The sequence below is a fragment of the Haloferula rosea genome (assembly GCF_016595525.1).
GTDB classification, from domain to species: Bacteria; Verrucomicrobiota; Verrucomicrobiia; order Verrucomicrobiales; family Akkermansiaceae; genus Haloferula; species Haloferula rosea.
In genome coordinates this window covers 165,866-188,749 of sequence record NZ_JAENII010000009.1, presented here as the reverse complement: position 1 = coordinate 188,749, position 22,884 = coordinate 165,866, and the positions used below count along the sequence as shown (strand labels likewise).

General features: G+C 61.7%; 15 protein-coding genes and 1 pseudogene. 6 read left to right on the top strand and 10 right to left on the bottom strand.

Features of this window, described 5'->3' with window-relative positions:
* Window positions 1-174 precede the first annotated feature (174 nt).
* Entirely contained in the window at window positions 175-3,714 is a 3,540-nt protein-coding gene (locus JIN81_RS12770) for a hypothetical protein (RefSeq protein ID WP_200280183.1), read from the top strand.
* A 26-nt stretch (window positions 3,715-3,740) separates the two neighbouring features.
* Entirely contained in the window at window positions 3,741-4,457 is a 717-nt protein-coding gene (locus tag JIN81_RS12765) for a hypothetical protein (RefSeq protein WP_200280180.1), read from the top strand.
* A 7-nt stretch (window positions 4,458-4,464) separates the two neighbouring features.
* Here JIN81_RS12765 and JIN81_RS12760 read toward each other — a convergent pair whose 3' ends face one another.
* From JIN81_RS12760 to floA, 3 genes are read right to left on the bottom strand one after another with little or no spacing between them, the layout of a single operon-like run.
* Entirely contained in the window at window positions 4,465-5,910 is a 1,446-nt protein-coding gene (locus tag JIN81_RS12760) for an NfeD family protein (RefSeq protein WP_200280177.1), read from the bottom strand.
* Window positions 5,907-6,425: a hypothetical protein gene (locus tag JIN81_RS12755; protein ID WP_200280174.1), complete on the bottom strand. Its 519-nt coding sequence runs from the start codon at window positions 6,423-6,425 to the stop codon at window positions 5,907-5,909. The genes JIN81_RS12760 and JIN81_RS12755 overlap by 4 nt, the downstream gene beginning before the upstream one ends.
* On the bottom strand, window positions 6,426-7,469 hold the full coding sequence (floA, locus tag JIN81_RS12750; RefSeq protein ID WP_325100886.1) for a flotillin-like protein FloA: 1,044 nt from the start codon (window positions 7,467-7,469) through the stop codon (window positions 6,426-6,428).
* Window positions 7,470-7,600: 131 nt separating this feature from the next.
* On the opposite strand from floA, the gene JIN81_RS12745 reads away from it, so the two are divergent.
* Entirely contained in the window at window positions 7,601-8,977 is a 1,377-nt protein-coding gene (locus JIN81_RS12745; protein ID WP_200280171.1) for a BNR-4 repeat-containing protein, read from the top strand.
* Between the two features lie 171 nt (window positions 8,978-9,148).
* On the opposite strand, the gene JIN81_RS12740 is transcribed toward JIN81_RS12745, so the two are convergent.
* From JIN81_RS12740 to JIN81_RS12725, 4 genes are all read right to left on the bottom strand, one after another.
* The gene (locus JIN81_RS12740) at window positions 9,149-10,255 is read right to left on the bottom strand and encodes a hypothetical protein (protein ID WP_200280169.1); all 1,107 of its coding nucleotides are present in this window, start codon (window positions 10,253-10,255) and stop codon (window positions 9,149-9,151) included.
* Window positions 10,256-10,259: 4 nt separating this feature from the next.
* A complete protein-coding gene (locus JIN81_RS12735) occupies window positions 10,260-11,021 on the bottom strand; it encodes a hypothetical protein (RefSeq protein WP_200280166.1) in 762 nt (253 codons plus the stop codon).
* A gap of 54 nt (window positions 11,022-11,075) precedes the next feature.
* Entirely contained in the window at window positions 11,076-12,365 is a 1,290-nt protein-coding gene (locus JIN81_RS12730) for a MotA/TolQ/ExbB proton channel family protein (protein WP_200280163.1), read from the bottom strand.
* A 164-nt stretch (window positions 12,366-12,529) separates the two neighbouring features.
* A complete protein-coding gene (locus tag JIN81_RS12725) occupies window positions 12,530-13,873 on the bottom strand; it encodes an alpha-L-fucosidase (RefSeq protein WP_200280161.1) in 1,344 nt (447 codons plus the stop codon).
* Window positions 13,874-15,165: 1,292 nt separating this feature from the next.
* Between JIN81_RS12725 and JIN81_RS12720 the strand changes: the two genes are divergently transcribed.
* Window positions 15,166-16,011, top strand: a complete 846-nt coding sequence (locus tag JIN81_RS12720) for a hypothetical protein (protein WP_200280158.1) — start codon at window positions 15,166-15,168, stop codon at window positions 16,009-16,011.
* A gap of 145 nt (window positions 16,012-16,156) precedes the next feature.
* Here the strand turns inward: JIN81_RS12720 and JIN81_RS12715 are convergent, their stop codons facing one another.
* From JIN81_RS12715 to JIN81_RS19585, 3 genes and pseudogenes are all read right to left on the bottom strand, one after another.
* Window positions 16,157-16,960, bottom strand: coding sequence for an MBL fold metallo-hydrolase (locus JIN81_RS12715; protein WP_200280155.1), 804 nt, complete (start codon window positions 16,958-16,960; stop codon window positions 16,157-16,159).
* 143 nt (window positions 16,961-17,103) lie between these two features.
* The gene (gene aspA, locus JIN81_RS12710; protein ID WP_343217937.1) at window positions 17,104-18,540 is read right to left on the bottom strand and encodes an aspartate ammonia-lyase; all 1,437 of its coding nucleotides are present in this window, start codon (window positions 18,538-18,540) and stop codon (window positions 17,104-17,106) included.
* A 111-nt stretch (window positions 18,541-18,651) separates the two neighbouring features.
* Window positions 18,652-18,987 (bottom strand): annotated as a pseudogene (locus tag JIN81_RS19585) (cyclic nucleotide-binding domain-containing protein); the annotation flags it as partial.
* Between the two features lie 320 nt (window positions 18,988-19,307).
* On the opposite strand from JIN81_RS19585, the gene JIN81_RS12705 reads away from it, so the two are divergent.
* Complete coding sequence (locus JIN81_RS12705; RefSeq protein ID WP_200280149.1) at window positions 19,308-20,222, top strand: helix-turn-helix domain-containing protein; 915 nt, start codon at window positions 19,308-19,310, stop codon at window positions 20,220-20,222.
* 60 nt (window positions 20,223-20,282) lie between these two features.
* Entirely contained in the window at window positions 20,283-22,883 is a 2,601-nt protein-coding gene (locus JIN81_RS12700) for a serine/threonine-protein kinase (protein WP_200280146.1), read from the top strand.
* Window position 22,884 lies beyond the last annotated feature (1 nt).

Sequence of the window (22,884 nt, the reverse complement as noted above, 5' to 3'; positions counted from 1 at the left end):
GCAATCTGACGATGCATCCTTCGAAATGACTGAGATTCCGTTTCCCCTTGTTCAACTTGGTAACCCAAGCGTGACGTGGACTCCATTTGTAAACACATTGTATGAGTAGGTTTACAATAGTTACCGATTGCACGAGTTGGCCTACCCAAGCCAGCTCGATCATCCCACAAACCCATGAAACCCCGATCCACGAGACCCACCGGTCCCGCGCGCCACGAAGGCGGCTTCGCTCTGATCATCACCATCAGCCTGATGGTTCTCTTGTCCCTGCTTGCCGTCGGGCTTCTCTCACTCTCCACCGTCTCACTTCGCAGCAGCACCCAGGGAGAAGCGGCCATGGAAGCCAGGCAGAACGCGCGTCTCGCCATGAACCTCGCCATCGGACAACTGCAATCCCTGGCCGGTCAGGACACCCGGGTCACCGCCAATGCCAGCCTGCTCGATGACAGCAACGCCAAGCTCACCGGCGTCTGGAGAAGCTGGGAAGGCACCGACCGGGACGCCTCCGGCCGCCCCGTGGCACCGGACTATTCGACCAAGCTCACCTCAGGCAATCCGGGCGATGAGCCGGGAGCCTCCACCAACGGCCGCTTCCTCGGCTACCTCGCCTCACCCTACGTCGGCGAGGATCCCGATGCAGGCAGCTTCTCCAGTGTCACCACCGGCGGCACGGCAAGTGCGGATTTCACCACGCTTCTTGGCGAGGGCAGCGTGATCGAGAACGACGATCAGATTCGCGTCAAACCCACCCTTCTCGACGAATCGGAAGGCGCCATCGCCTGGTTCACCAGCGGGGACAACAGCAAGTCGATGATCAATGTCGACCGCGACGACGAGCCCGGCGGAGCCGTGGCCTGGCAGGAGCGGGTGCGCTCCAACGGCCGCCCCGACGCCAGTGTCTTCGCCCTCGGCGATGTGGACGAGCTCTACGGGAAAAGCACCATCCCATCCGTTTCCACCCTTGAGCGTGTCAACTCCAGCGCCGAACTCCGGCGCTTCCATGATCTCACCAGCTTCAGCCGGGGTCTCCTGACGAATACCGCCAACGCCGGCTGGAGACGGGACATGTCCCTGTTCGCGCACAGCTACAGCCGTCTCAGCTCCAGAGGCTTGCCACTCCTCACCCTGCGCCCCGGCGAAGAACAAACCTTCTCCAAGGCCCAGTCGAGTTCCCACCCTTCGAACCCGCTGATCTACCCATGGGCCACCTACCGCAGCAGCCCCGGTCAGCCGGGATGGAAGCAGGTCCCCCCGATCTGCTCGTGGACCGCCCTGGCCGATTACCTCACCCAGTACACCCGCCTCACCACCACCAGCGCCTCGAGGACTGCGATGCGTTCCAACTACGCCGGTCTGAAATCCGGAGAGCGCTTCAACTTTCAGGATCAGGTCCGCCGCGTTCCCCAGATCGCCCGCATCCACTGGATCTACTCGCTGTCTTCCGCCCAGTCGAACTCCGCGAACAACCCCAACCACACCGCCGCACTCGAAGGCCGCTACATGGCAGCCCTGATGATCACCCCGGTGGTCACCCTGTGGAATCCCTACAACGTCGAACTGACCATCAGCAACTTCGGGATCGACATCCAAGAGACCGCACCGCTCGCGTTCCGGTTCAGGATGGGACGCCGTCTCTACAGCGAAACCTCCCTCTCCGAGATCACCAATGCGGGCGACGGCTACACGCGCTTCAAGCTCAACATCAACTCCGGCATCACCCTCGCCCCCGGTGCCACCCAGATCTTCGGGCTCAGCGACAACGAACCCAAGGAGAACTCCAAGGCCAGCAATGTCGTCCTGACCCCCGGTTACAAGCCGGGTGGTGGATTCCTCTTCTACGGGCTCAACAAGGGAAACCGGATCTACGCAGGCAGCGACGCCACCATCTCCGTCGACAGCATCACCTACAACGGAAAGACCAAGGAGGGAGGCAAGGAAGGAATCGGCATCGTCTACAACATCCGCATCGGGGATGCCTCCACCGCCCACCGGATGGCCTACACCTCGGCCGAACTCGGTGGCGACACCGTGGTCGACACCCTGTATCCGCCACTCACGACAAGGATCTCCGCCACCCTCGGGGAAGTCGAAGGCCTCCGCAGCCGCGCCTTCGCCAGCGCCGTGTTCGGATATCGCCTGGCCACGCCCCTTTCCCGCGCGCCGCAGCACCGACACCTCTACTCCAAGGGCATGCTGCAAACCAACCCCCTGTGCTACTACACGGAGGTCGGCTACGCCGACAACAACGAGGCCGCGAACTCGATGGCAGGCTCGGGAGTCTACCACCCGATCAATGCTCCCTACGACTTCGTCTTCCAGGAAGTCCAGGGATGGAACGATACCGAAAGCATCCCGCAATTCGAACCCTCCTCCAACAGCGGCTACATCGTCTCCGGCGTGAAGGCAGGCAATGGCCTGACCCGCTGCGTCATGGCGGAGCTGCCCACCCGCCCGCTTCAAAGCCTCGCCCAGCTGCAGCACTTCGATGCCCGGAACAACAACCCGATTCCTCCGTTCCAGTTCAATCTGATCGGCAACAGCTCCGCCCATCCGCTTTTCGCTCCGGATTCGCTCTTCGTGCAGACGGACTACAACAACGGCATGTGCAACGATGACGCCTACTTCCTGAACAATATGCTGTTCGACGACTGGTTCTTCTCCTCGGTCGCGAACGATTACCGGGATTTCAGCAACCGGACCGACCGCAGCATCAGCAACGTCTACCAAGAGCACCTCGAGGGCACCCAGCCACTGCCGAACCGCTTCTACATCCCGGCACCCGGCGCCGACCTGCCCACCGTGACCGAAGCCGTTCAGAAAGCCACTTCCACCTCCAAGGACCGCGATACCAACAAGTATTCCTTCCAGACCATCGCGTCGAAATTCGAGGTCGAAGGCATGTTCAACATCAACTCGGTGTCCCTCGATGCATGGAGAGCCCTGCTTCGCCAGGCCAAGGACCTCGAAGTCCCCTACCTCGACAGCAAGGGCAACACCAACGAAGGCGCACCGTCCTCCTTCAGCTACCCGCGAACTTCCATCGCCGGCGATCGATCAACGGACTCCAACTCCAGCGAATCCAACCCGCTCTACTCCGCCGCCGCCGAATTCGCCGGCCACCGGACCCTGACCGAGGAACAGATCGACGCACTGGCGGAAGAGATCGTCGAGCAGATCCGCCAGCGGGGCCCATTCCTGTCCCTCTCCGAGTTCGTCAACCGCCAGGTTTCCTCGGACAAGGATCTCGCGATCGCCGGAACCATCCAGAAGGCCCTCGACAACCTTTCCCAGCGCTCCTCCGGCGAGAACCCCTACCGGGTGCTCCAGGAGGAATCCGTCGAGATCACCTCCGCTCCTCCGGGAAATGCCGACTACAAGTTCCCCGAGGCCGCACTGGGTTCCTCCGCTTTCGGGGTCCCCGGCTGGATTCGTCAGGCAGACATCCTCACTCCCATCGCTCCCATCATCTCGGCCCGTGACGACACCTTCACCATCCGCGCCTACGGCGATGCACGTGACCCGAACGACGCGAACAAGATCCTCGCCAAGGCGTGGTGCGAAGTGGTCGTCAAGCGGGAGGCATCCTTCGTGGACTCCGCCGACGATGCCACCGTCCTACCCCACTCGACCGAGATGACTTCGGACGTCAACAAACGCTTCGGCCGACGCTTCCAAGTGGTTTCTTTCCGCTGGCTCAAGCAAGAGGAAGTCTGACACCCTACCCAAGTCAATCCCATCACGTGAAAACCCGATCTCTCCACGCCTCTCTCGGCGCCGCCCTCCTTTTCCTCGCGGCAACCAGCATGAGTCACGCGCGCGAAATCCGCGCCATGTTCATCCAGCCGCCGCAGGACGCCCCCCAGACCGTCCACCTTCATTCCGGCAAGAAGTCCTTCGAGCTGGAGCTTCCCAGCCGCAGCCTCTCCCCTGAAGTCAAGGTGCCCAATGGCGAGCTGGTCTTCGCCGTGCTTCCCGAAGCCCTCGCCGCCGGTGCCACGCCACCCGAAGGAGCACCAACAGTGACCATCCCGGAATCATGGAGCCGCTGCATCCTGCTTTTCTTCCCCGATCCGAAGAACCCGGTCGTGCCGGCCCGGATCATGCCCGTCGACGGCTCGACCGCTCGCTTTCCCAAGGGAGACACCCTCATCTACAACGTGTCCTCCGCCACCATGGTCGGAAAGTTCGGCGACAAGGTCGTCTCCGTAAAACCCGGCAAGACCGGAGTGGTCAAGCCACCCCGCGATTCCTTCGGAGCCTATCCAGTCGCCATCGACTGCATTCTCAAGGGCAGCAAGGACCGCAAGGCCGTCTGCCGCACCAACTGGCAGCACGATCCGGAAGCCCGCCAGATCCTCTTCGTCACGCCTCCCTCACCGGGCAACAAGGTGCCCCGGGTCTGGGGCGTCCTCGACCACGAGACTGCCAAGGAGGCGAAGAACGCCAAGGGCAGCTGAGCCCGTCTCAGGAGCGCGCGGAGTCGATCGGCTCGACGTGATACGTCATGCCTTCCTTCACGATCTTCACTTCAGCGCCCTTCTCGATCAGGCCCACATCGCAAATCGCATCCTTTCGCACCCCATCGATCATGATGGTCCCGGTCGGACGCAGGTCGGAAACCACCACCGCCGTGGCACCAACGTAGCTTTCCGGCACATGGCCGTCGTCCCCGGAGCCTGACGGAAGTTCCTCTTCCGCCACCAGGCCACGGAACAGGGGTATACTTGGCAGATAGCGCATGAAGAGCAGGAGAATGCCCAGCCCACCGAGCATGCCATACACCAGATAGGCACCCGGCTTGAACAGCACATCGGTCACCGTCGGCGCATCCTCCACGCCATCGGTCAAGCGCTCGAAGTCCACCTTGTCCGCCATCGCGAACCACAGCGAGCCCATCATGAGCAGAGCGCCCACCACCCCCGCGACCATCCCGGGAAGCACGAAGATCTCAAGCAGCACCAGCGCCACCCCCAACAGGAACACCGCCATCAGTTCGTAACCCGCGAGATTCCCCGCCACGCTGTTGCCAAAGAAGAACACGGCAAAAATGCCCAGAGACACGAAGCCGAACACCCCGAAACCGGGCGCCTTGAGCTCCAGATAGGCCGCGCCCAGGCCAAGCGCAATCAACAGCGGCGAGAAGGCCGCGACCCACCATGCAAAGGACTCGAAGCCGGTCGGCTTGGGACGGATGACTTCAAAATCATCCAGCTCCTCCACCTTCAGCACCTCCTCCAGGCTGTTCGCGATCCCCGCGGCAAGCAGCGGCTTGCCATCCACGATTTCGACGGCCTCGCTGGCCGTTAGATTGAGCAGGCCACCCTTGCGGACCGTCACCGACCCGAAGGTCCGCTCGTTGTCCTCATCCACGAACATCATCGCCTGAAGCACATCGAGGCGATGCCCCTTCTTCTTCACCACCGGTCGGAAGGATGCCTCGAAGGCACTCTCCAGCTTCGCCCGGGTCACCTTCTCGATCTCCTGCCCGGTCCCGTTGATGAGCCCGGCGGACCCGATCCTCGTTCCCTCGGCCATGTAGATCCGGTCGGTCGAAAACGCGATCAGAGCCCCCGCGCTGAGGGCTTCCCGTTTCACCCAGCTGATCAGCGGCAGTTCGGGCTTGGAAAACTCATCGGTGACGATGTCGCGGGTATCGAAGGCCAGTCCACCCGGCGTATCGATTTCCAGGACGATGGCCTTCGCCTTGTCCTCCACCGCCCGGTCGATCGTCCGGTTCCAGAACCGGAAGGCCTGCTTGTTGATCAGGTCCTTCTGACCAATGGGAATCACCACCACCTTGTCCGCCAGACTGACCTCATCGGATTTCCCCATCAGCCGCTTCTCCGGAACCTCCTCGGCGTGGAGGGCGAACAGGCTGAACAGAAACAGAAGTAAGACACGCGTGATCATGCGGATGATCGTTCGGACGGGGATTTCAGGGCCAGCGGCGGGCCGAGGATCTCGGTCAGCAGGATGGCGTTCTTCGCGGCCGACGGTGAGCGCAGCAACTTGTCGACCTCTGATCGATGACTCGTCCGTCTTCTCGGCTTCCGACCCAGCGAATCCTCGAACTTCGTCGCCAGGGCGGCCTCCTTCTCGGAAACCTGCCGCACCTTCATCGCTGGCGGCTTCACCGGAGCAGGTGCTACGGTGACCACCGGAGGTCGTGGATCGACCCGGATCGAACGGGAGGGCATCGGTGGCGGCACCGGGTCCCGGACCGGTTCGAAGACATCCTCATCGACCGGTTCACCAATCTGGCGCCGCCAGATGATCTCCCGCATCGGATCCTCCTCCTCGAGCTCCTCTTCCTGCTTCTTCTGCAGCGCCCGGTTCTTGATCCAGTTCGCGAGCGAGATGAGCAGCAGGAACAGGACCGAGATGACCTCGGCCGGAATGTCCAGGTTGGCCAGCAGCGGAATCATTCAGAGGGATTGGTTCTCGGGACCGCTGCCGTCCTCGTCCGTGGCGATCGAGGAACGCATGTCGGTATCGGCCATGATGTTCTTGTACTTGGTGTAATCCATCACACCCAGATTGCCGGCACGGAAGGCCTCCGCAATCGCCTGAGGCACCTGGGCTTCCGCCTCCACCACCTTCGCACGCATTTCCTGCGTCCGGGCGGACATCTCCTGCTCCACAGCGACCGCCGCGGCCCGACGCATTTCCGCCTTGGCCTGAGCCACCCGCTTGTCGGCCTCGGCCTGTTCGGTCTGAAGTCGGGCTCCCACGTTGTCGGCCACGTCCACATCGGCGATGTCGATCGAAAGGATCTCAAAGGCCGTCGACGAATCGACGCCCTTGCTGAGCACCAGCTTGGAAATGCTGTCCGGATTCTCAAGGACCGCCTTGTAGCTCTCGGCGGAACCCACCGATGTCACGATGCCTTCGCCCACCCGCGCGATGACGGTCTCTTCCGTGGCACCGCCGATGAACGAATCGAGAGCGGTCCGGACGGTCACCCGGGCGCGCACATTCACCGCAATGCCGTCCTTGGCCACCGCAGTGATCTTGTTCACTCCGGACGTTTCCGGGTTCGGGCACTCGATCACCTTCGGATTGATCGAGGTGCGCACCGCTTCGAGCACCGTCTTGGTCGTGCCCTTCACCGCAAGGTCGATCGCACATGCCCGGTCGAATGGCAGCTCCAGGCGCGCCTTGTCGGCGGCCACCAGCGCCAGCACGACATTCTCCACATCACCCCCCGCGAGGTAGTGGGCTTCCAACTGCTCGGCGGTGAGCGGCAGGCCTGCCTTCACTGCGGTGATCCTCGCATCAACGATGCGTCCAAACGGAACCTTCCGCAGAAGCATCCCGATCAAGCTCCCCCAGGACACCGGCGCATTGGACAGCTTTGCCCTCAACCAGGTCTTGAAGAACATCGCGATGACCAAGCCCGCGACGACAAGGATGATGAGTCCTACGATGAGAAAAATGAAGGACCATTCAATGGCTGCAAGTGTGTTCACGACGCCACTATATCCCTCTTCCCCATCGCGGCTAGTCCACAAATTCGATGAATTTCCACGAGCCGGAAACCCCATGCCGGATGACAAGCCGGAGCGCCCCACCCCGTATCCTCCGCGAACCTGAAACACCCATGGCCAACCATCGATTTTCACGCGCCCGACACCCCAAAGCTTCCCGCCCTTCCATTCTAGCCATCGGCTCCCTGGCGGCGCTGGCGCTGACCTGCTTGGTCCAGCCCGCCCAGGCGGAAGCCTCGACCCGCGAACCCACCACCTTCATGGAAGATGCCGGATGGTGCTGGTTTCAGGACCCCCGGGCCATCATCCATCAGGGGAAACTCATCGTCGGCGGCCTGAGTGGGACCACCGGCGACGTCAAAGTGAGCGTTTACGACCTTGAGGCCGGGAAAGACCTCGGCACCACCGTCCTTCACGCCGGATTCGAAAAGGACGATCACAACGTGCCCGCCCTCCACGCCCGTCCCGACGGCAGCATCCTTGCCGTCTATGCCAAGCACAACCGAGACCGCGTCCACCACTACCGGATCTCCTCGCCCGATGATTTCCTCAGTTGGGGCGAACCCCAGAAGTTCGTCCACGACTACCCGAAGGCGGCCAACGTCACCTACATGAACCTCTACACCTCGAAGTCGGAAGGGAAACTCTACAACTTCTTCCGCGGCATCGGCTTCAACCCGTCCGTCATCAGCTCGTCCGATCATGGCGAGACCTGGGGTGACCCCCACCACCTCATCTCCGACGAGGTCGATGGCGTCAACCGCCCCTACCCGCGCTACGTGCAGCGCGATGAAAACACGGTCGGCATCTCATTCACCGACGCCCACCCACGGAACTTCGGCAACAGCATCTACTACGCGGACTTCCGGGACGGAGCATTCTTCCGTGTCGACGGCACCCGCATCAAGGCGCTGGAGGATGGCCCCCTCACCCCATCCGAAGCCGACCTGATCTTCAAGGGCGGTGGCAACAAGGGACCAGGTGACCATTCCCTCAGCGCCGAGCGCAGCGCATGGACCAGCTCGATCGCCGTCGATGAGTCCTCCCGACCGCACATCGGTTACTCGCTTTATCTGACCAACGACGACCACCGCTACCGCATGGCCCACTGGAACGGCAAGACATGGGTGGATCGCGAGGTCGCCTACGCCGGCACCTGCCTCTATCCACGGGAAAGCAGCTACACCGGGCTGATCGCGCTGGATCCCACCCATCCCAGCCACGCAGTGATCTCGACCGATGTCGACCCATCCACCGGCAAGGACCTCGGCGGCACCCACGAGATCTTCTCGGCCACGGTCGGGACCGACGATGATCGCTCCACCATCACCTGGAAACCACTGACGTCGAAATCCACCCATCCCAACCTGAGGCCCATCATCGTGGCGGGCGAAGGCTACTCCGTCCTACTCTGGCTCCGCGGCCCATGGAAAACCTACACCGACTACCAATCCGATGTCGTCGGCTGGGTCCTGAAGCGTCCTGACTAACAGAAACCCCCGACGGCTACGCGATCACGGCATGGCCATCGGCCGGAGATCACGTCACTTTCTCTTCAAGACCAGCGGATGATCCGCTCTCCCTGGTCGATTGGACCGGCGGAGTTTCAGGGTTTGGCGACCAAGGAAGCTCCCCGGTCTTTTTCTTTCCCCCCACACCTGTCAGTCCAGCTTCGGCCCGAGCCGGGGCGGCTTCGGTTGCGGATTGGGGTCCGGCTTGGCGGGTGGAGGTTCCTTCTGCCGGCGGATCTCCACATCACTCAGCGTCACCGCATACATCTGGTTGAAACGGATCTCCCAACCTGCCGGGAGATTCACCGCATCGGCCAGCGGGCGGGCCTTGAGGTAGGTCGGGAAGGAATCCGGGTGCACCCAGAACATGAGCACCGCGCCACGGATCCTCGATAGCGCCTTCACACTGGCGGCAAACTGCGAGTTGGGCTCGGCGAGTTGCTCGGTCGTTGTCCCCCCCTCTTTCAGATCGGGGCGAATTTCGATCCGCATCCGCGTGCCGGTCGGCGGCGCCACCAACGTCACCCGCTGGTTCCGGCGGTTCTTGAAATCGAAGTCCTTGAAGTGGGCCTCGATCTTCCGGCCGTCGTAGATGTACCGATCGGCACCCTGACGCTTCACACGCTCCAGCAGCCAGTGCCGCTTCTCCTGCCGGAACTCGTCCTCAAACAATTCGACAGGCGTGAACGGATCAATCAGATGCACCCGGCCCCGTTGGACGATCGCGTAGTAGATCTTCGCCGTCGCCGGGATCGGCCGACTGCTGGGAATGGTCACAATGTCCGGCTTCGCCACCTTCTCCGGCGTCGCATCGAGCTGGGCGAGCAGGCGCGCGATCTCCTCTTCGATCTTCGACGTCTTCTCCTGTTCCACATCGCGCTCCAATCGCAGTTTCCTCTCCAGCCTCTTGAGCTCATCCAGATCCGCCAGCAGTTCGCTGTTGTCCTTCAGCTCCTTTTCCAACAGGGCGATCGACCGCTTCTCCTCCTCGATCGCCGCCGGCGTCGGCGCCTCCTGTTGGAGAAGCGCCTGCTTCCGTTCGAGCTCCTCGCGGACCTTCGCCAACTGCTCCTTCGATTGCTGCACCTCCTCGGGCGTCGCCGGCTTCAGGTTGTCGAGGAATTCCTCGACCTTCTGGGTCACGTCCGCCTGCACCAGGATCAGCACCAGGATCAGCACCGCGACCACATTGGTCAGCGCATCCATGAGTGAGTCGAGACTCACTCCGGCTTCATCCGATGATCGCTTGCGTGCCATGAACTCAGTCGAAAAGGGATAGGTCGATCTTGCCGTCGTTCGGGATCGGCAACTTGCCCGTGGTCAGATTGAACTTGTTCTCCGCTTCCGAGGCCGCCCAGAGATACGACTCGTTGCCGCTTCGCCGGATCAGGAAGAGGACCATCGAATCCCGCGTCTTCTTCACGTTTTCGAGGAATCGCTTGTAGTCACCGTTGCTCGGGATCGCCCCTTTGGAAATCCGTTTCCCCTCCTTGCCATCCTCCATCAGCACGATGCCCGTCGAGTTCGCTTCCACGAAGAAGATGTTCCGCGCCTTGTTCAAACCCACCCCCCCCGGCTGCACCTGGACCGACTTCGGTGGCTCGGGTGCCTCCTTGCGCTCCTTCAGCTGCTTGCGCAGATCCTCGAGCTGCTTGTTGAGCGGCGGACGTTCCTTTTTCAGGGCCACGATCTCCTTCCTCAGGTTCTCCGCGATCTTCTGCAGCTCCGCATCCGACTTTGTTTCATCCTCCGCCTTCCGCAGATCAGCTAGCTCTTCCTTCAGCACGACCTGACGGTCCTTGAGTTTCTCGAGCTCCGCCACCGTCGACCGCTCCCGCTTGATCTGCTCCTCCAGCTTCTTGATTTGCTCCTCGAGCTCCTTCGCCTCACGCTTCAGATCCCGGTTCTCCACCGCCCGCGCCCGCTCCTCCTCCGTCTGTCCCTTCCGGTCCATGTTCTTCACCTGCATCGTCACGCTGATCAGCAGCGTCAGGATGCCGATGAGACATGCGAGGATGCTCATGAAGGGGAATAGCGAAACCCCACCCTCGGAACTGGATCGGCGGCGTGGCATGACTCAACGACGGAACAACCCGCGCTTGCGCTTCGCGTCATTCGGAATCTGCTTCTCTCCAAGATCACGCAGGGACTGGTTCATCACATCGATGCCCGTCGCAATCTTCTCGAAAGTCCGGTTCAATTCCTGATCCGAGCGGATGAAAATCTCACTGCTCGTGTCGGTCAGCTTCTTCACCGCATCCGTGAAGCTCGTTTCCACCGTCTTGCGATGCTCGTCGAGCCCGCTCCGCAGCGCCTGTCCGCTCTCCTTCAGCTGGATCGTGCTCTCATTGAGATTCACCAGGAACGTCTCATGCGCCTGAGCCAGCGATTTCACGAGCTGCGGAATGCTCTCCGCCTTCTCCAGAAGTTCATCCGTCCCCGCATGCTTGCTGTCGTTGAGCTTCGGCAGGACCTTCTCGTTGCAGAAGGCATCGATGATCGTCAGCGTCTCGTCCTCCTTCTTCTGAACCGCCGCCATCGGGAAGCTCATCAGAATGCTCAGGATCAGCCCCAGCAAGGTCGTGTCGAAGGCCAGCCCAAGCCCGCCCGTCAGGTTGTTCACCGAAGCCATCAGTGCTTCCGGGTCGCTGTTGTCCCCCACCGCCAGCGAGCCCACCGCCGTGGAAAGCCCCATCACCGTGCCGATGAAGCCCAGAATCGGAATTGCCCACAGGAACACCTTCAGCAAGGAGTAGGAACCCATCGACCGGTTCGCATCCAACTCGGACTGCGTGCTCAGGAAGGTCGCCACCTCGGTGTTGTTCGGACGCGCTTCGAACAACTCGAGCGCCTTCCGGATGCGGTTCACGATCAGACTGTCCCGCAGGGACAACGGCACCTGATAGATGTTGTCGATGAAGCCCGAGACCGTTGTCCGGTCGATCTGGCGACCAAGCCGTTGCGGAAATAGATCCAACAGGGCCGCGCGCTCCTGCCGCTGGTTCATCTTCCACTTCATCCCCAGGATCGTCAGCCCCCAGAAAAACAGGAAGGTCTCGGCGAAGTTCACCCAGCCACGCTCAAGGAAGATCGCCCCCACCCGCGTGCTCTTGAAGGGAAACATCAAGGCGAGGAAGGCAACCGTGATGCCGATCCCGATGAGCAACCCCTTGATGAAGTTCGGGTTCGCATGATCCTTCTCCGCCCAGCCCTCCCGTTCCGGGTGGTTGCTCGCCGCAGACTCCTGCGCCAGATCTTCACTGGAAAGCGTCAGCCGACCCTGACAGGCCGGGCACTGGAGGGTCTGGCCAGCGTGCTCGGGAGCGACGTCAAGACCAGTGGAACAATGGGGGCAGGAAACAAGCATCGATTCGTGGGTAGGGACCCGTAAATAGGACCTCTGTCTCCATTTGCAAAGCGAATGCGCCCAAATCCCCACAAAACGGTCGGCGGAGCCACGCGCCTCCAGTCATGGGCCACGCGTGGGCCACCGCCACGACCACCGCGAAGCCCCCGAGACCGACCTGCTTCCTAGTCCACACGGATCACTGTCACGACCGGATCCGGCAGTTCCTCCGGCAGCTGGATGACCAACTTGTCGCCCTCGCGGGAAACCTTCAGTGCCAACTTGCCATCAAGAAGCGTGGCCTGCCGACCCGAGTGATCCAGCGAGATCGTGCCACCCTCCGGCCGCGCATACACATGGAGATAGAGCGCATCGCCCTTCGCCGTGCAGCGACCCTCGAATGACACCTCCTCCAGCGGATTCGCCGTGGTGCCGTAGATCGACTCCCCGTTGACCTTCAGCCAATCCCCCATGGCCGAAAGTCCCTTCACCGACTCAGGCGGGATCGACCCGTCCCCCGTCGGCCCGATGTTGAGAAGGAAGTTCCCCCCCTTGGATGAAATGTCCACGAGATGCCGGATCAGTTGTTCGTCCGACTTCCACGCCTTGTCGTGCTCCGAGAACCCCCACGTCGTGTTCATCGTCATGCACTGCTCCCAATCCACGCCCGCCACCCCACGGGACGGCACCGTCTGCTCCGGCGTCGTGAAGTCCCCATGGGACGGATTGAAACTCAGCAAACGACCGACCGCATCGTGCTTCTCGATTTTCGGAATGCCATACAACCGATTGTTCATGATCACCGCCGGATTCTCCGCCCGAACCATCTTCATCAACTCCGTGGCACGCCACGCCTCCCCTTCCGCACCCTTCTTCGAATAGTCCCACCACAGCACATCGATCGGACCGTAGCCCGTCATCAACTCCTTCACCTGGGCATGCAGGAAATCCACATACTTCCCATGGTCACGCTTCGTCACCGCCACATTCGCACTCCCCTTCGTGTAGGGCAGCGCCTTCATGAACTTGAAGTCATACTGCGGGTGGTGCCAATCAATCAGCGAGTGGTAGAAACCCACCTTCAGCCCCTCGGCCCGCAGCGCATCGACAATCTCCCTCACCAGATCACGCCCGACCACGTCACCCGCATCGTAGTTCGTCACCCCCGAGTCATGCAGGGCGAAGCCGTCATGATGCTTGGTCGTGAACACCACATAGCGGCATCCCGCCCGTTTCGCCATCCGTGCCCATTCCTCGGCGAAACCTTCCTTCGGCACGAACTTCGGAATCGCTTCCGCCGCATACGTGTAAGGGTCCGCCCCCACACGCTGCTGGATCCACTCCATCCCCCCGTGATCGTTGACCATCTTCCCCTTCCACGTTCCAGCCAGCCCCGAATACAAACCCCAATGTACGAACATTCCGAAACGCGCATCGCGCCACCATTCCATGCGTGCATCACGTTCCGCCGCAGTTTCGGCACCGTGCAAGGACAGCGCCATGACCAGGATCAGGCATAGGGTTCTCATCGATTCACCCAACCCATACCCGACCACCAACCTCCCAACCTCCGCACATCCTGCCGAGATCCCAGCACCCCTTGCCAACCATCGAATTCACCGACCCGACCACGGACCCATCGCATCACCATCCCGGTCCAAGTCCGAAGCCGAAGGTCCAAGTCGGGTAGTGAAAAGTAGAAAGTAAAAAGTGGAAAGTGAGAGATCAATGGGCAGGAACCTCGCCAAGCGCGGACATCGCCGACCATCATCACCCCCTACCGCGGAGCCTCCCCTTCCTTGCCAAGAGATCAGGGACTGAGGGATCAGGGGCCAAGCGATGCCAGCGAATAGGGAGCCAAACCCGGACCGCGTGACGCCGTCGCGCATCCCCAAAAGAGAGCGGAGCTCCCCCCACTTTCCAGTTTTTACTTTCTACTTTCCACTCAAGAACCGCAGAGCATGCTGAGCTCCCATTTCGCGCCCCTTTCGCGGTTCCCTCAACTCTTCAAACCTCAAAGCCCACTCCGACCAAGGGTTCAGGGACTGAGGGTTCAGGGGCCAAGCGATGCCTGCGATTAGGGAGCGCGGCTTTCCAAGCCGCTGCAGTTCACCCGCCCTCGCACCACCCTTGCGCTGGACCACGCAACTGCCCTCATCCCTCATCCCTCATCCCTCATCCCTCATCCCTCATCCCTCATCCCTCATCCCTCATCCCTCATCCCTCATCCCTCATCCCTCATCCTTCATCCTTCATCCTTCATCCTTCATCCCTCTTCATCCCCCGCTCAAGTCATCGACAAAAGCCAGCATCTCACTCCCCGACCACCCCCACTCGGTGCCGCCGCTCCAACGACCTGTTAAACCAGTTCGACGGCTTGAAATCCCCTGCCAAATCAACAAGTCCACCCTCGATCTCCTAACAAGGACGATCCAGAAATTCGGTCCGGATCATCTACGAACCAATACTGTTCGCTACGAAATGGAGAGACCTTGGCTTCGATACCTCACAACGAGAGTCGTCCAGTTTTCGCTAGCGCTTGTGATTTGAGCACTCGCATTCTCCTTCTACGTGCTTTTCACCCCGATTGATGAAACTTGGGCGACTCGATTCGGCAGGGCTGGGTTTACCTTTCCACTTGGGACAGTGGGGTGGTTGCGATCCGGTTTGGAGACGAGTAGCGCGTCCTAGACTTCAATGAAAGGTGATGACACCACGATCAGCAGTCTTGTTGTGATCGGCTTTTGGTGATTCAATGCGACAAGGAGAATCGGCGAACCTCCATGTGGGTCGGGTCGCTTGTTCTCATTCTTTCGCCCCGATGATTGCCTTTCTCTCCTCCCTGTTCTTCTTGCTGGCCTCCTGCATCTTGCTTGCTGGAGATGCCTCGCGGCAATTGCGGTTTACCAATCAGGATTCAGAGGTTTCGGATTGGGTGTGGCTACCGGTCACGTTGGACGAAAGCGAGCGGGCGATTCTTGAAACTCGTTCCGATCCACCGCGTACGGCTCTCGATTTCTATCTTCTTTTGGCCAGCCACTATTTTGGCAGGATCGAGGATTCGGTGGAGCGCCGGATCACCTTCATCCAAAGGGAATCTCTTACGGACCAATTTCTACACGCCCATTTCACCATACCGCAGGTCGACGCCGGCGCGTTCTTCGTGACGATCCGGGTTTTTCATGGCGGGAAGGAACCTTTGATCATGATCGGGAGCCGGGGCGCCAGAACCATTTTTCGCAGCACCGAGCGGAAGCAGGCACGACTGGATTACATCAGCGTCGGATATCCGCAACTGTGGCGATTTCGTGAGGGCAGCTGGATTCGTGAGGGCGATGAGATTTTGCCACAGATCAAGGCGGACGCCGTGATCGATCGATACCGGAATCACTACAAAGCCCATTTAAAATATCCAACGCAGAAGAAGCGGATTTCCCTTGGCTACACGATTCCCCCAGAGGGTTCCGTGATTCAAGTCACGGGCCGTGAGAACTTCATGGATTTCCGCGAGACTTATGTTTGGCAGGAGTATCGATTCGATGGAACGCGTTTCGTATCTACCACCCATGAAGAACGGGATGGAGCCGGCCAATCCGCCCGCCCTCCGGTCCCGAAGCCGGATGGCAGCGAAACCCGCCAACCCGACTCGAAGGAACCTCCCCGATAGCGGGAGCCACCACCCCGACGAACCGAAGTGCGAAGGTTGCTCCGTAGCTGGAAATCTCCGGCGGGCATTGATGAGGTGATCCCCCGCATCCATGACCGGAACACACATCTCCCCCGATGATGGGGCGACCCCTAACAGTCGACCTTCACCCTCCGAACAACTCGTCGCTGGCAAAGGCGATGTCGCAGGGAGGCGCCGGGGTCTCGTGCCAGCCACTGGGTTCATCCTGGATGGCACAGGCGACATGAACACCGGGGCAGCTCACCGCATCAATCGCCACGTCGGGGGTGTTGCAATCGCGGCTGAGATGACCCAGCACCACGCGTTCCAAGCTGCCTGCGGCAAGCTCCGCCACCAGGGCCGCGGTCTGGGCGTTCGATAGGTGGCCGTGTCGTGAAGCGATTCGCTGCTTCGTCGACCAGGGGCGCCGCTGGTCGGCTTCGAGCAGGGCATCATCGTAGTTGGCTTCCACGAAGAGCACCTGGGTCTCGCGCAAACGCTCGAGGATGGCAGGCGTGACGTGACCGCTGTCACTGACGATCCCCAGCACCTGCTCGGCACGGCGAAATACGAAGCCGACCGGTTCGACCGCATCGTGCGGCACGAGAAAAGATTCGATCTCCACCTCCCCGATCTCGAAACGTCGACCGCTCTCAAAGATCCGCCAGTTCACAGCCCCGAGGTTCTCCGCCACCACCTGACGGGTCGCGGGTGTCGCATACACCGGCAGGTCGAAGTTCTTGAGGAACACGCGGAGACCACTGATGTGATCGCCGTGTTCGTGGGTGAGCAGGATGCCATCGAGCGAGTCGGGCGCAATCCCCATGGCTTCGAGGCGGAGGCGGATCTGCTTGGCGGACAACCCGGCATCGACGAGCAAGCGGGTGCCGCCGGCATCAATGACCGCCGCATTCCCCCCACTGCCGCTTCCAAGCACCGCCAAACGCATGCCCCGCACCATGCACTGTGCCGGCCCGGACGGAAAAGCCGAATCCGACCTGACACCCGGAATTCCCACGACTCATTGAAGCTCAACCGCAGCTCGGGGCTGCCAGCCACGGCAAACCACGACCGCCCCGTTTCCGCCCGCATTCACTCGTCGGGCTCCGTCACTCCATCGGGCATCAAGGGATTGGCCATCTTTTGCGGCTGCAGGAGATCATCGAGTTGCTCTTTCGTCATCCAGCCCTTCTCCATCGCCAGGTCATAGACGCTGCGACCGGTCTTCAGGGCTTCCTTGGCAATCGATGCCGACCGCTCGTATCCGAGCACCGGATTCAGCGCGGTGACGATCCCGATGGAGTTCTTCACGTAGTCGGCGCAACGCTCGCGGTTGGCGGTGATGCCGTCGATGCAGCGCGTCGACAGCGCGATGGCGGCATTCTTCAGCAGCATCAGCGTGCTGAGCAGGTTGTAGGCGATGATGGGCTCGGCCATGTTCAGCTCGAACTCGCTGGCCTCCGCCGCCATCGACACCGTGAGGTCGGATCCGATGATCTGGTAACAGATCTGGTTGACCACCTCCGGCATCACCGGATTAACCTTCCCCGGCATGATGGATGACCCCGGCTGAAGCGGTGGGAGGTTGATTTCATTCAGCCCGCAGCGGGGGCCCGACGACGCCCAGCGGAGGTCGTTACAGATCTTGGAAATTTGCAGCGCCGCGGTCTTGAGCGCCCCGCTCATGACGGCGAAGTCGGCGGCATCCTGAGTCGCCTCGACCAAGTTGCCCGCCAGTTCGAGCTCCACCCCACTGAACTCGGACAAGCGCTTGGTGCAGAGTTCGGCGTAGCCGGGAGGGCTATTCAGGCCGGTGCCGATGGCAGTCGCGCCCATGTTGATCACGCAGAGGTCACCGCTGGCGCGTTCGAGGCGCCGGATGCCATCGCCAACCATCACGGCATACGCGGAGAATTCCTGACCCAGCGTCATCGGCACGGCATCCTGGTTCTCCGTCCGCCCCATCTTGATCACATCATCGAATTCCACCGCCTTCGCCTCGAAGGACTTCCTCAACACCTTCAGGGCCGACAGGGTTTCCTTCAATGACGCCACCACCGCCAACTTCACCGCCGTGGGATAGGCATCGTTGGTCGACTGCGAGCAGTTCACATGGTCGTTCGGGTGGACGAACTCATACTCGCCCTTCCGATGACCAAGGATCTCGAGGGCGACATTCGCGATCACCTCGTTGGCATTCATGTTCGTCGAGGTGCCCGCGCCTCCCTGCACCACGTCGACGACGAAGTGCTGGTGGAATTCGCCCGCAATGATCCGGTCGCACGCTTGGACGATGGCCTTCGAAATTTCCGGATCCAGCGCACCCAGTTCCGCATTGGCGACCGCCGCCGCTTTCTTCACCAGCGCGAGCGCATTGACGAAATGCTGGTAGTGAGACAGCCGGATCCCGGAGAAGGGGAAGTTGTCCACCGCCCGTGAGGTCTGGATTCCGAAATAGTGACTGTTGGAGATCTCCCGATCACCCAGCGAATCGTGCTCACGACGGAAGCCCGTGACCTCGACCCGCATCTGCTCCGAGTTGGCGAAGCGCGACGTCGTCTCACGCAGGCGCGCGCCGATCCGCCGCGCCGCCCGGCTGACCATCCGGTAATAAACTTCGGGGTGGGCCTCGCGGAAGTCCATGACCACGTCGCGACCGATCGTCCAGATTTTCACCTCCCCCACCGCCACGCCGGAGACGCTGTGGGCCAGTTCATCCATCAGGATGCTTTCATTGATGATCGCACCCTCGCCGAGACAGCCGACCGAGACATGCCGTCCCGATAGTCCGCTGAGCAAGTCGACCTTTCCCTCCATGACGATCCCGAACCACCTTCGCGGCGCCGATTCGTGGAAAAGGTAGTCCCCGGCCTGGTAGACTTTCTGGCGGCCCAGGCCGACGAATGACTGAAGTTCCTCGACGCTGATGCCGATGTCCTTGGCGTACCGCTTGATGCGTTCCGGGGTGAGTTTCATGGGTTGTATGGGAAATGCGGCGCATTCGATCGCCCGCTCCACCGGAGATGCTCGCCACTCCTCACACTTAGCCATTCCGCGGATACTTCGACAGGGGAAATCATCCGATTTTCGGCATCCAGCGGACGATGAGGCAGGAGCACCCTGGACCAGGCCGCCCCCCATCCCGCTGCAGGAGCCCGGCAAGAGGCCCGACACCCCCACTTTCCTGCTAAAATCATCCGTTCCGTCCGCTGCAGCCGTCCATTTTCCAGCCGCGAATCGTCCTCCTCCGCAAAGTGTTGATCTTCCCAGTCACGGATCCTAGAGTTCAGCGCCCTATGACGAATGCGGTAAAAGGATTTGAGGCCAACCTCCACGAGCGGCTCAAAAGGTCGGACACCTTCAAGGTCTACCAAGAGGCCTTTCGCACAGCGACGGGACTGCCCCTCAGATTGGTCGGGGCCGACCCCGACAACTGGTGCCTCGACGACGAAGCGGTCAACCGCAGCCCCTTCTGCGAACACATCAACCTGTGCAAGAGCGCCTGCACCGCCTGCGTGGAAACCAACCGCACCCTCCTGACCCAAGCGGAAGCCACCGGCCCGAGCACCTGCCACTGCTTCGCCGGCCTCACCTCGACCGCCGTGCCCATCCGCATGGGAGCCACCACCGTCGGCTTCCTCCGCACCGGCCAGATCTTTTCCCGCATCCCCGGTGAAGACGACTTCGACAGCCTGCTGGGCAAGATCGGACGCAAGCAGCTCGACGCCGAGTCCGAGCAAGTCCTGCGCAAGGCCTACTTCCAGACCCGCACGATCGAGCCCGATCGCTACGCCAGCATGGTCACCCTGTTGGAGAGCTTCGCCCACCAACTCGGCAACCACGCCGAGTCCCTCGCCATCATCGAGGAAGGCAGCGAGCCCGCCGCGATCGCCAAGGCCCGGAAATACATCCATCAGGAACTCGATTCGCCGCTGCCACTCGGAGCCGTCGCACGGGTGGCCGGACTCAGTGAGTCGCATTTCTGCCGACTTTTCAAAGAAGCAACCGGCCTGACCCTGACCGACTACGTGAACCGTTGTCGCGTCGAGTGGGCGAAGAAGGAGTTGCTCAAACCAGACCAGCGTGTGTCGGAAATCGCTTTCCACGTAGGCTATCAATCGCTCTCGCAGTTCAACCGCTGCTTTGCGCGCATCGTGGGGTGCTCGCCCACCCGGTGGAGAAGCGAGCAAATTCAGGACGCGGCATCTTAGGGCATACGCGATTCTTCATTGCGTCACGCCGTCTGCCGCGTCACTTGTGTCTCCTAGTCCATGGCACAGGAACGTTACGAGATCAGGGAGAAACTCGGCCAAGGAGGCTTGGGCACCGTCCACGCCGCCTGGGACAAGAACCTGAACCGCGAAGTCGCCATCAAGCGCATTCGGCGTTCCCAGGACGACGACAAACTTGAGGACGAGGCGACTCGTCAAATGACTCAGGAAACAGGCGCCCTCGCCGCCCTCCAACATCCGCAGATCGTCACCATCTACGACGTCGGCAATGACGAGGAAGGCCCCTTCGTCGTCATGGAGTTGCTCAAGGGCGAAACCATCGACGCCATCGTCGAGAAGGCTCCGCTGACCACCGAGGATTTCCGCGAGTTCGCCCTCCAGGTCCAGGAAGGCCTCATCGCCGCGCAAGACCTCGGACTCGTCCACCGCGACCTGAAACCATCCAACGTGATGGTCAGCTGGCTCCCCTCGGGGAAATTCCAAGTCAAGCTGGTCGACTTCGGCCTCGCCAAGTTCGCACCGGAGCCCGAGGAGCAGACCGTCGACCAGAACGACTCCGTCTATGGGTCCATCTTCTTCATGGCCCCCGAGCAATTCGAGCGCGGCCCACTGGACGCACGCACCGACATGTATGCCATCGGCTGCGTCTACTACTACGCCCTGACCGGCATGACCCCGTTTCAGGGCGACACCGGTCCGCAGGTAATGGCTGCACATTTGCAACATCGTGTCGTTGCCCTTGCAGAGAGGCGCCCGGATGTCCCAAGCTGGCTCGCCGACTGGATCATGTGGCACATCAACCGCATGCCCGACGACCGGCCCGCCAACGCCCGCGAGGCATTACGAAACTTCATCGAACTCGATATCCCCAGCACACAAGCCATGAGCACTGGACCCACCGAGCCGGCCCCCGAGGCCCCGAAACGCCCCCGCCTCATCATCCCAGGCGCCGCCCCCTCAGAACCCCAGGCCGCCCAGCCCGCGCCGGCCCCGGCTCCCGCTGCGCAACCGGCACCCGCGCCGGCTCCAGCCGCCCAGCCGGTCCCCGTCGTGCCCACTCCGCCGGCACCCGCCGCCCAACCGGCACCCGCTCCGGCCCCGACTCCCGCACCTGCCGCCGAAGAGCGTCCCGAGCCGGTGCAAACCCAGACCGCCCCGCAACCCCTTTCTCCTCCGGCTGGCGCACCACCGAGTGTCCACACCACCGGTCAACAAGCACCCGCTGCCTCCGCTGAAACCGCACCCAACGCGCCACCTCCAGCCCCCGCAGTCGTGCCAGCCGCCCCGACCCCGGCACCGGCACCCGCTCCGGCGCCTGCTCCAGCCCCGGCACCCGCCCCAGCCGCCGTTCCCATTCCTGCAGCGCCAGCCCCGGCAGCCGTGGTTCCCACCGCCAAGGTGGCGAGCCCCGCGACTTCGACCGTCCAACTCGCCGGCCGTCCCGCTCCAGCATCCGGATCGACCATGGCCGCCCAGCCTCCCGCCGGAGCCACCCCTCCCGCGAGCGGCATCCAGACTCCCCAGGCCAAACAAGGCATGGGCAACGGCGCCAAGGTCGCGATCGCCAGTGTCCTCGGAGTCTTCGTCATCGGACTCGGCATCATGCTCGTCCAGATGATGAGCGGAAACAACCAAGCCGAGGTCTACAACGCACTCGTCGCCGAGGCCGCCAAGCCGGAGACCACCGAGATCGCCGTCGATTCCGAAAAGCTCAACATCCTCCTGAATTCGACCCGCGCCGGCAGCAACAAGAGCCGCGAGACGGTTTACAAGGCACTCTCCATCGCGAAGGCCACCGATGGCACCGACATCGACTCGAGGATCGCCGAGTTCGCCACCACCGAGACCCTGCCCGTCGACATCCGCGTGTCCCTGCTGAGCCGCGTCCTGCGCAAGCGCGCCAACCCGGCCATCAAACCCTACTTGCTCGACTTCGCCCGCAAGACCGATGACGAGCAGGCCGCCGCCGCCGCGCTCACCGCCGTCATCGAAGTGGGGGGTGAAGAAGAATTCGACGACTTCCTCGACGTCATTCAGTTCAGCCCCTCCGCCGCCGTCCGTCGCGCCGCAGAGAAGGCCACCGCCGAAGTCATCAAGGACTCCGACAAGAAAGAGCAGTTCGGGTCGACCCTCGCCACCGCATCCAAGAATGTGAACGATGACAACCGCCGGACCATGATCCGCCTCATGGGCTACACCGGCAGCAAGTCCGCCGAAGAAGTCATCACCGCCGCCCTCGAAGGCGACGACAACCTCGACAAGCTCGCCGCAATCGAAGCGCTCAAGAACTGGGCCGACGAGTCCATGTTCGAAACCCTGATGGAGTTCCTTGAAGAACAGACAGACGAGCAGCTCCGCCCGAAGGCCTTCGACGCCGGCTACCAGTTCCTGATGTCCGACGACCGTGAACTCGATGACCTGGACGCCGAGGACTACTGGAAAATGCTCGCCCGCCAGGCCAAGACCGAGCGCGAACAGAACACCATCATCGGTGGACTCGCCAAGAACGAGACCTCCGACTGGGCACTCGCCGTGATCGAATACTTCGCCGACGAATCCGAAAGCGACCGCGTGATCGACCGCGCCGAAAAGGCACTGAGCCACATCCGCGAGCGCCAGCGCGTCAAAGGCGACAACTGAT

Excerpts from the sequence above, each read along its gene's own strand:
- JIN81_RS12755 (WP_200280174.1), bottom strand. The coding sequence starts at position 6,425 with ATGATTCCGCTGCTGGCCAACCTGGACATTCCGGCCGAGGTCATCTCG.
- JIN81_RS12730 (WP_200280163.1), bottom strand. The coding sequence starts at position 12,365 with ATGCTTGTTTCCTGCCCCCATTGTTCCACTGGTCTTGACGTCGCTCCC.
- JIN81_RS12700 (WP_200280146.1), top strand. The coding sequence starts at position 20,283 with ATGGCACAGGAACGTTACGAGATCAGGGAGAAACTCGGCCAAGGAGGC.
- JIN81_RS12725 (WP_200280161.1), bottom strand. The coding sequence starts at position 13,873 with ATGAGAACCCTATGCCTGATCCTGGTCATGGCGCTGTCCTTGCACGGT.
- JIN81_RS12720 (WP_200280158.1), top strand. The coding sequence starts at position 15,166 with ATGATTGCCTTTCTCTCCTCCCTGTTCTTCTTGCTGGCCTCCTGCATC.
- JIN81_RS12735 (WP_200280166.1), bottom strand. The coding sequence starts at position 11,021 with ATGAGCATCCTCGCATGTCTCATCGGCATCCTGACGCTGCTGATCAGC.
- JIN81_RS12740 (WP_200280169.1), bottom strand. The coding sequence starts at position 10,255 with ATGGCACGCAAGCGATCATCGGATGAAGCCGGAGTGAGTCTCGACTCA.
- JIN81_RS12715 (WP_200280155.1), bottom strand. The coding sequence starts at position 16,960 with ATGCGTTTGGCGGTGCTTGGAAGCGGCAGTGGGGGGAATGCGGCGGTC.
- JIN81_RS12760 (WP_200280177.1), bottom strand. The coding sequence starts at position 5,910 with ATGATCACGCGTGTCTTACTTCTGTTTCTGTTCAGCCTGTTCGCCCTC.
- JIN81_RS12705 (WP_200280149.1), top strand. The coding sequence starts at position 19,308 with ATGACGAATGCGGTAAAAGGATTTGAGGCCAACCTCCACGAGCGGCTC.
- JIN81_RS12745 (WP_200280171.1), top strand. The coding sequence starts at position 7,601 with ATGGCCAACCATCGATTTTCACGCGCCCGACACCCCAAAGCTTCCCGC.
- JIN81_RS12770 (WP_200280183.1), top strand. The coding sequence starts at position 175 with ATGAAACCCCGATCCACGAGACCCACCGGTCCCGCGCGCCACGAAGGC.
- aspA (WP_343217937.1), bottom strand. The coding sequence starts at position 18,540 with ATGCGGGTCGAGGTCACGGGCTTCCGTCGTGAGCACGATTCGCTGGGT.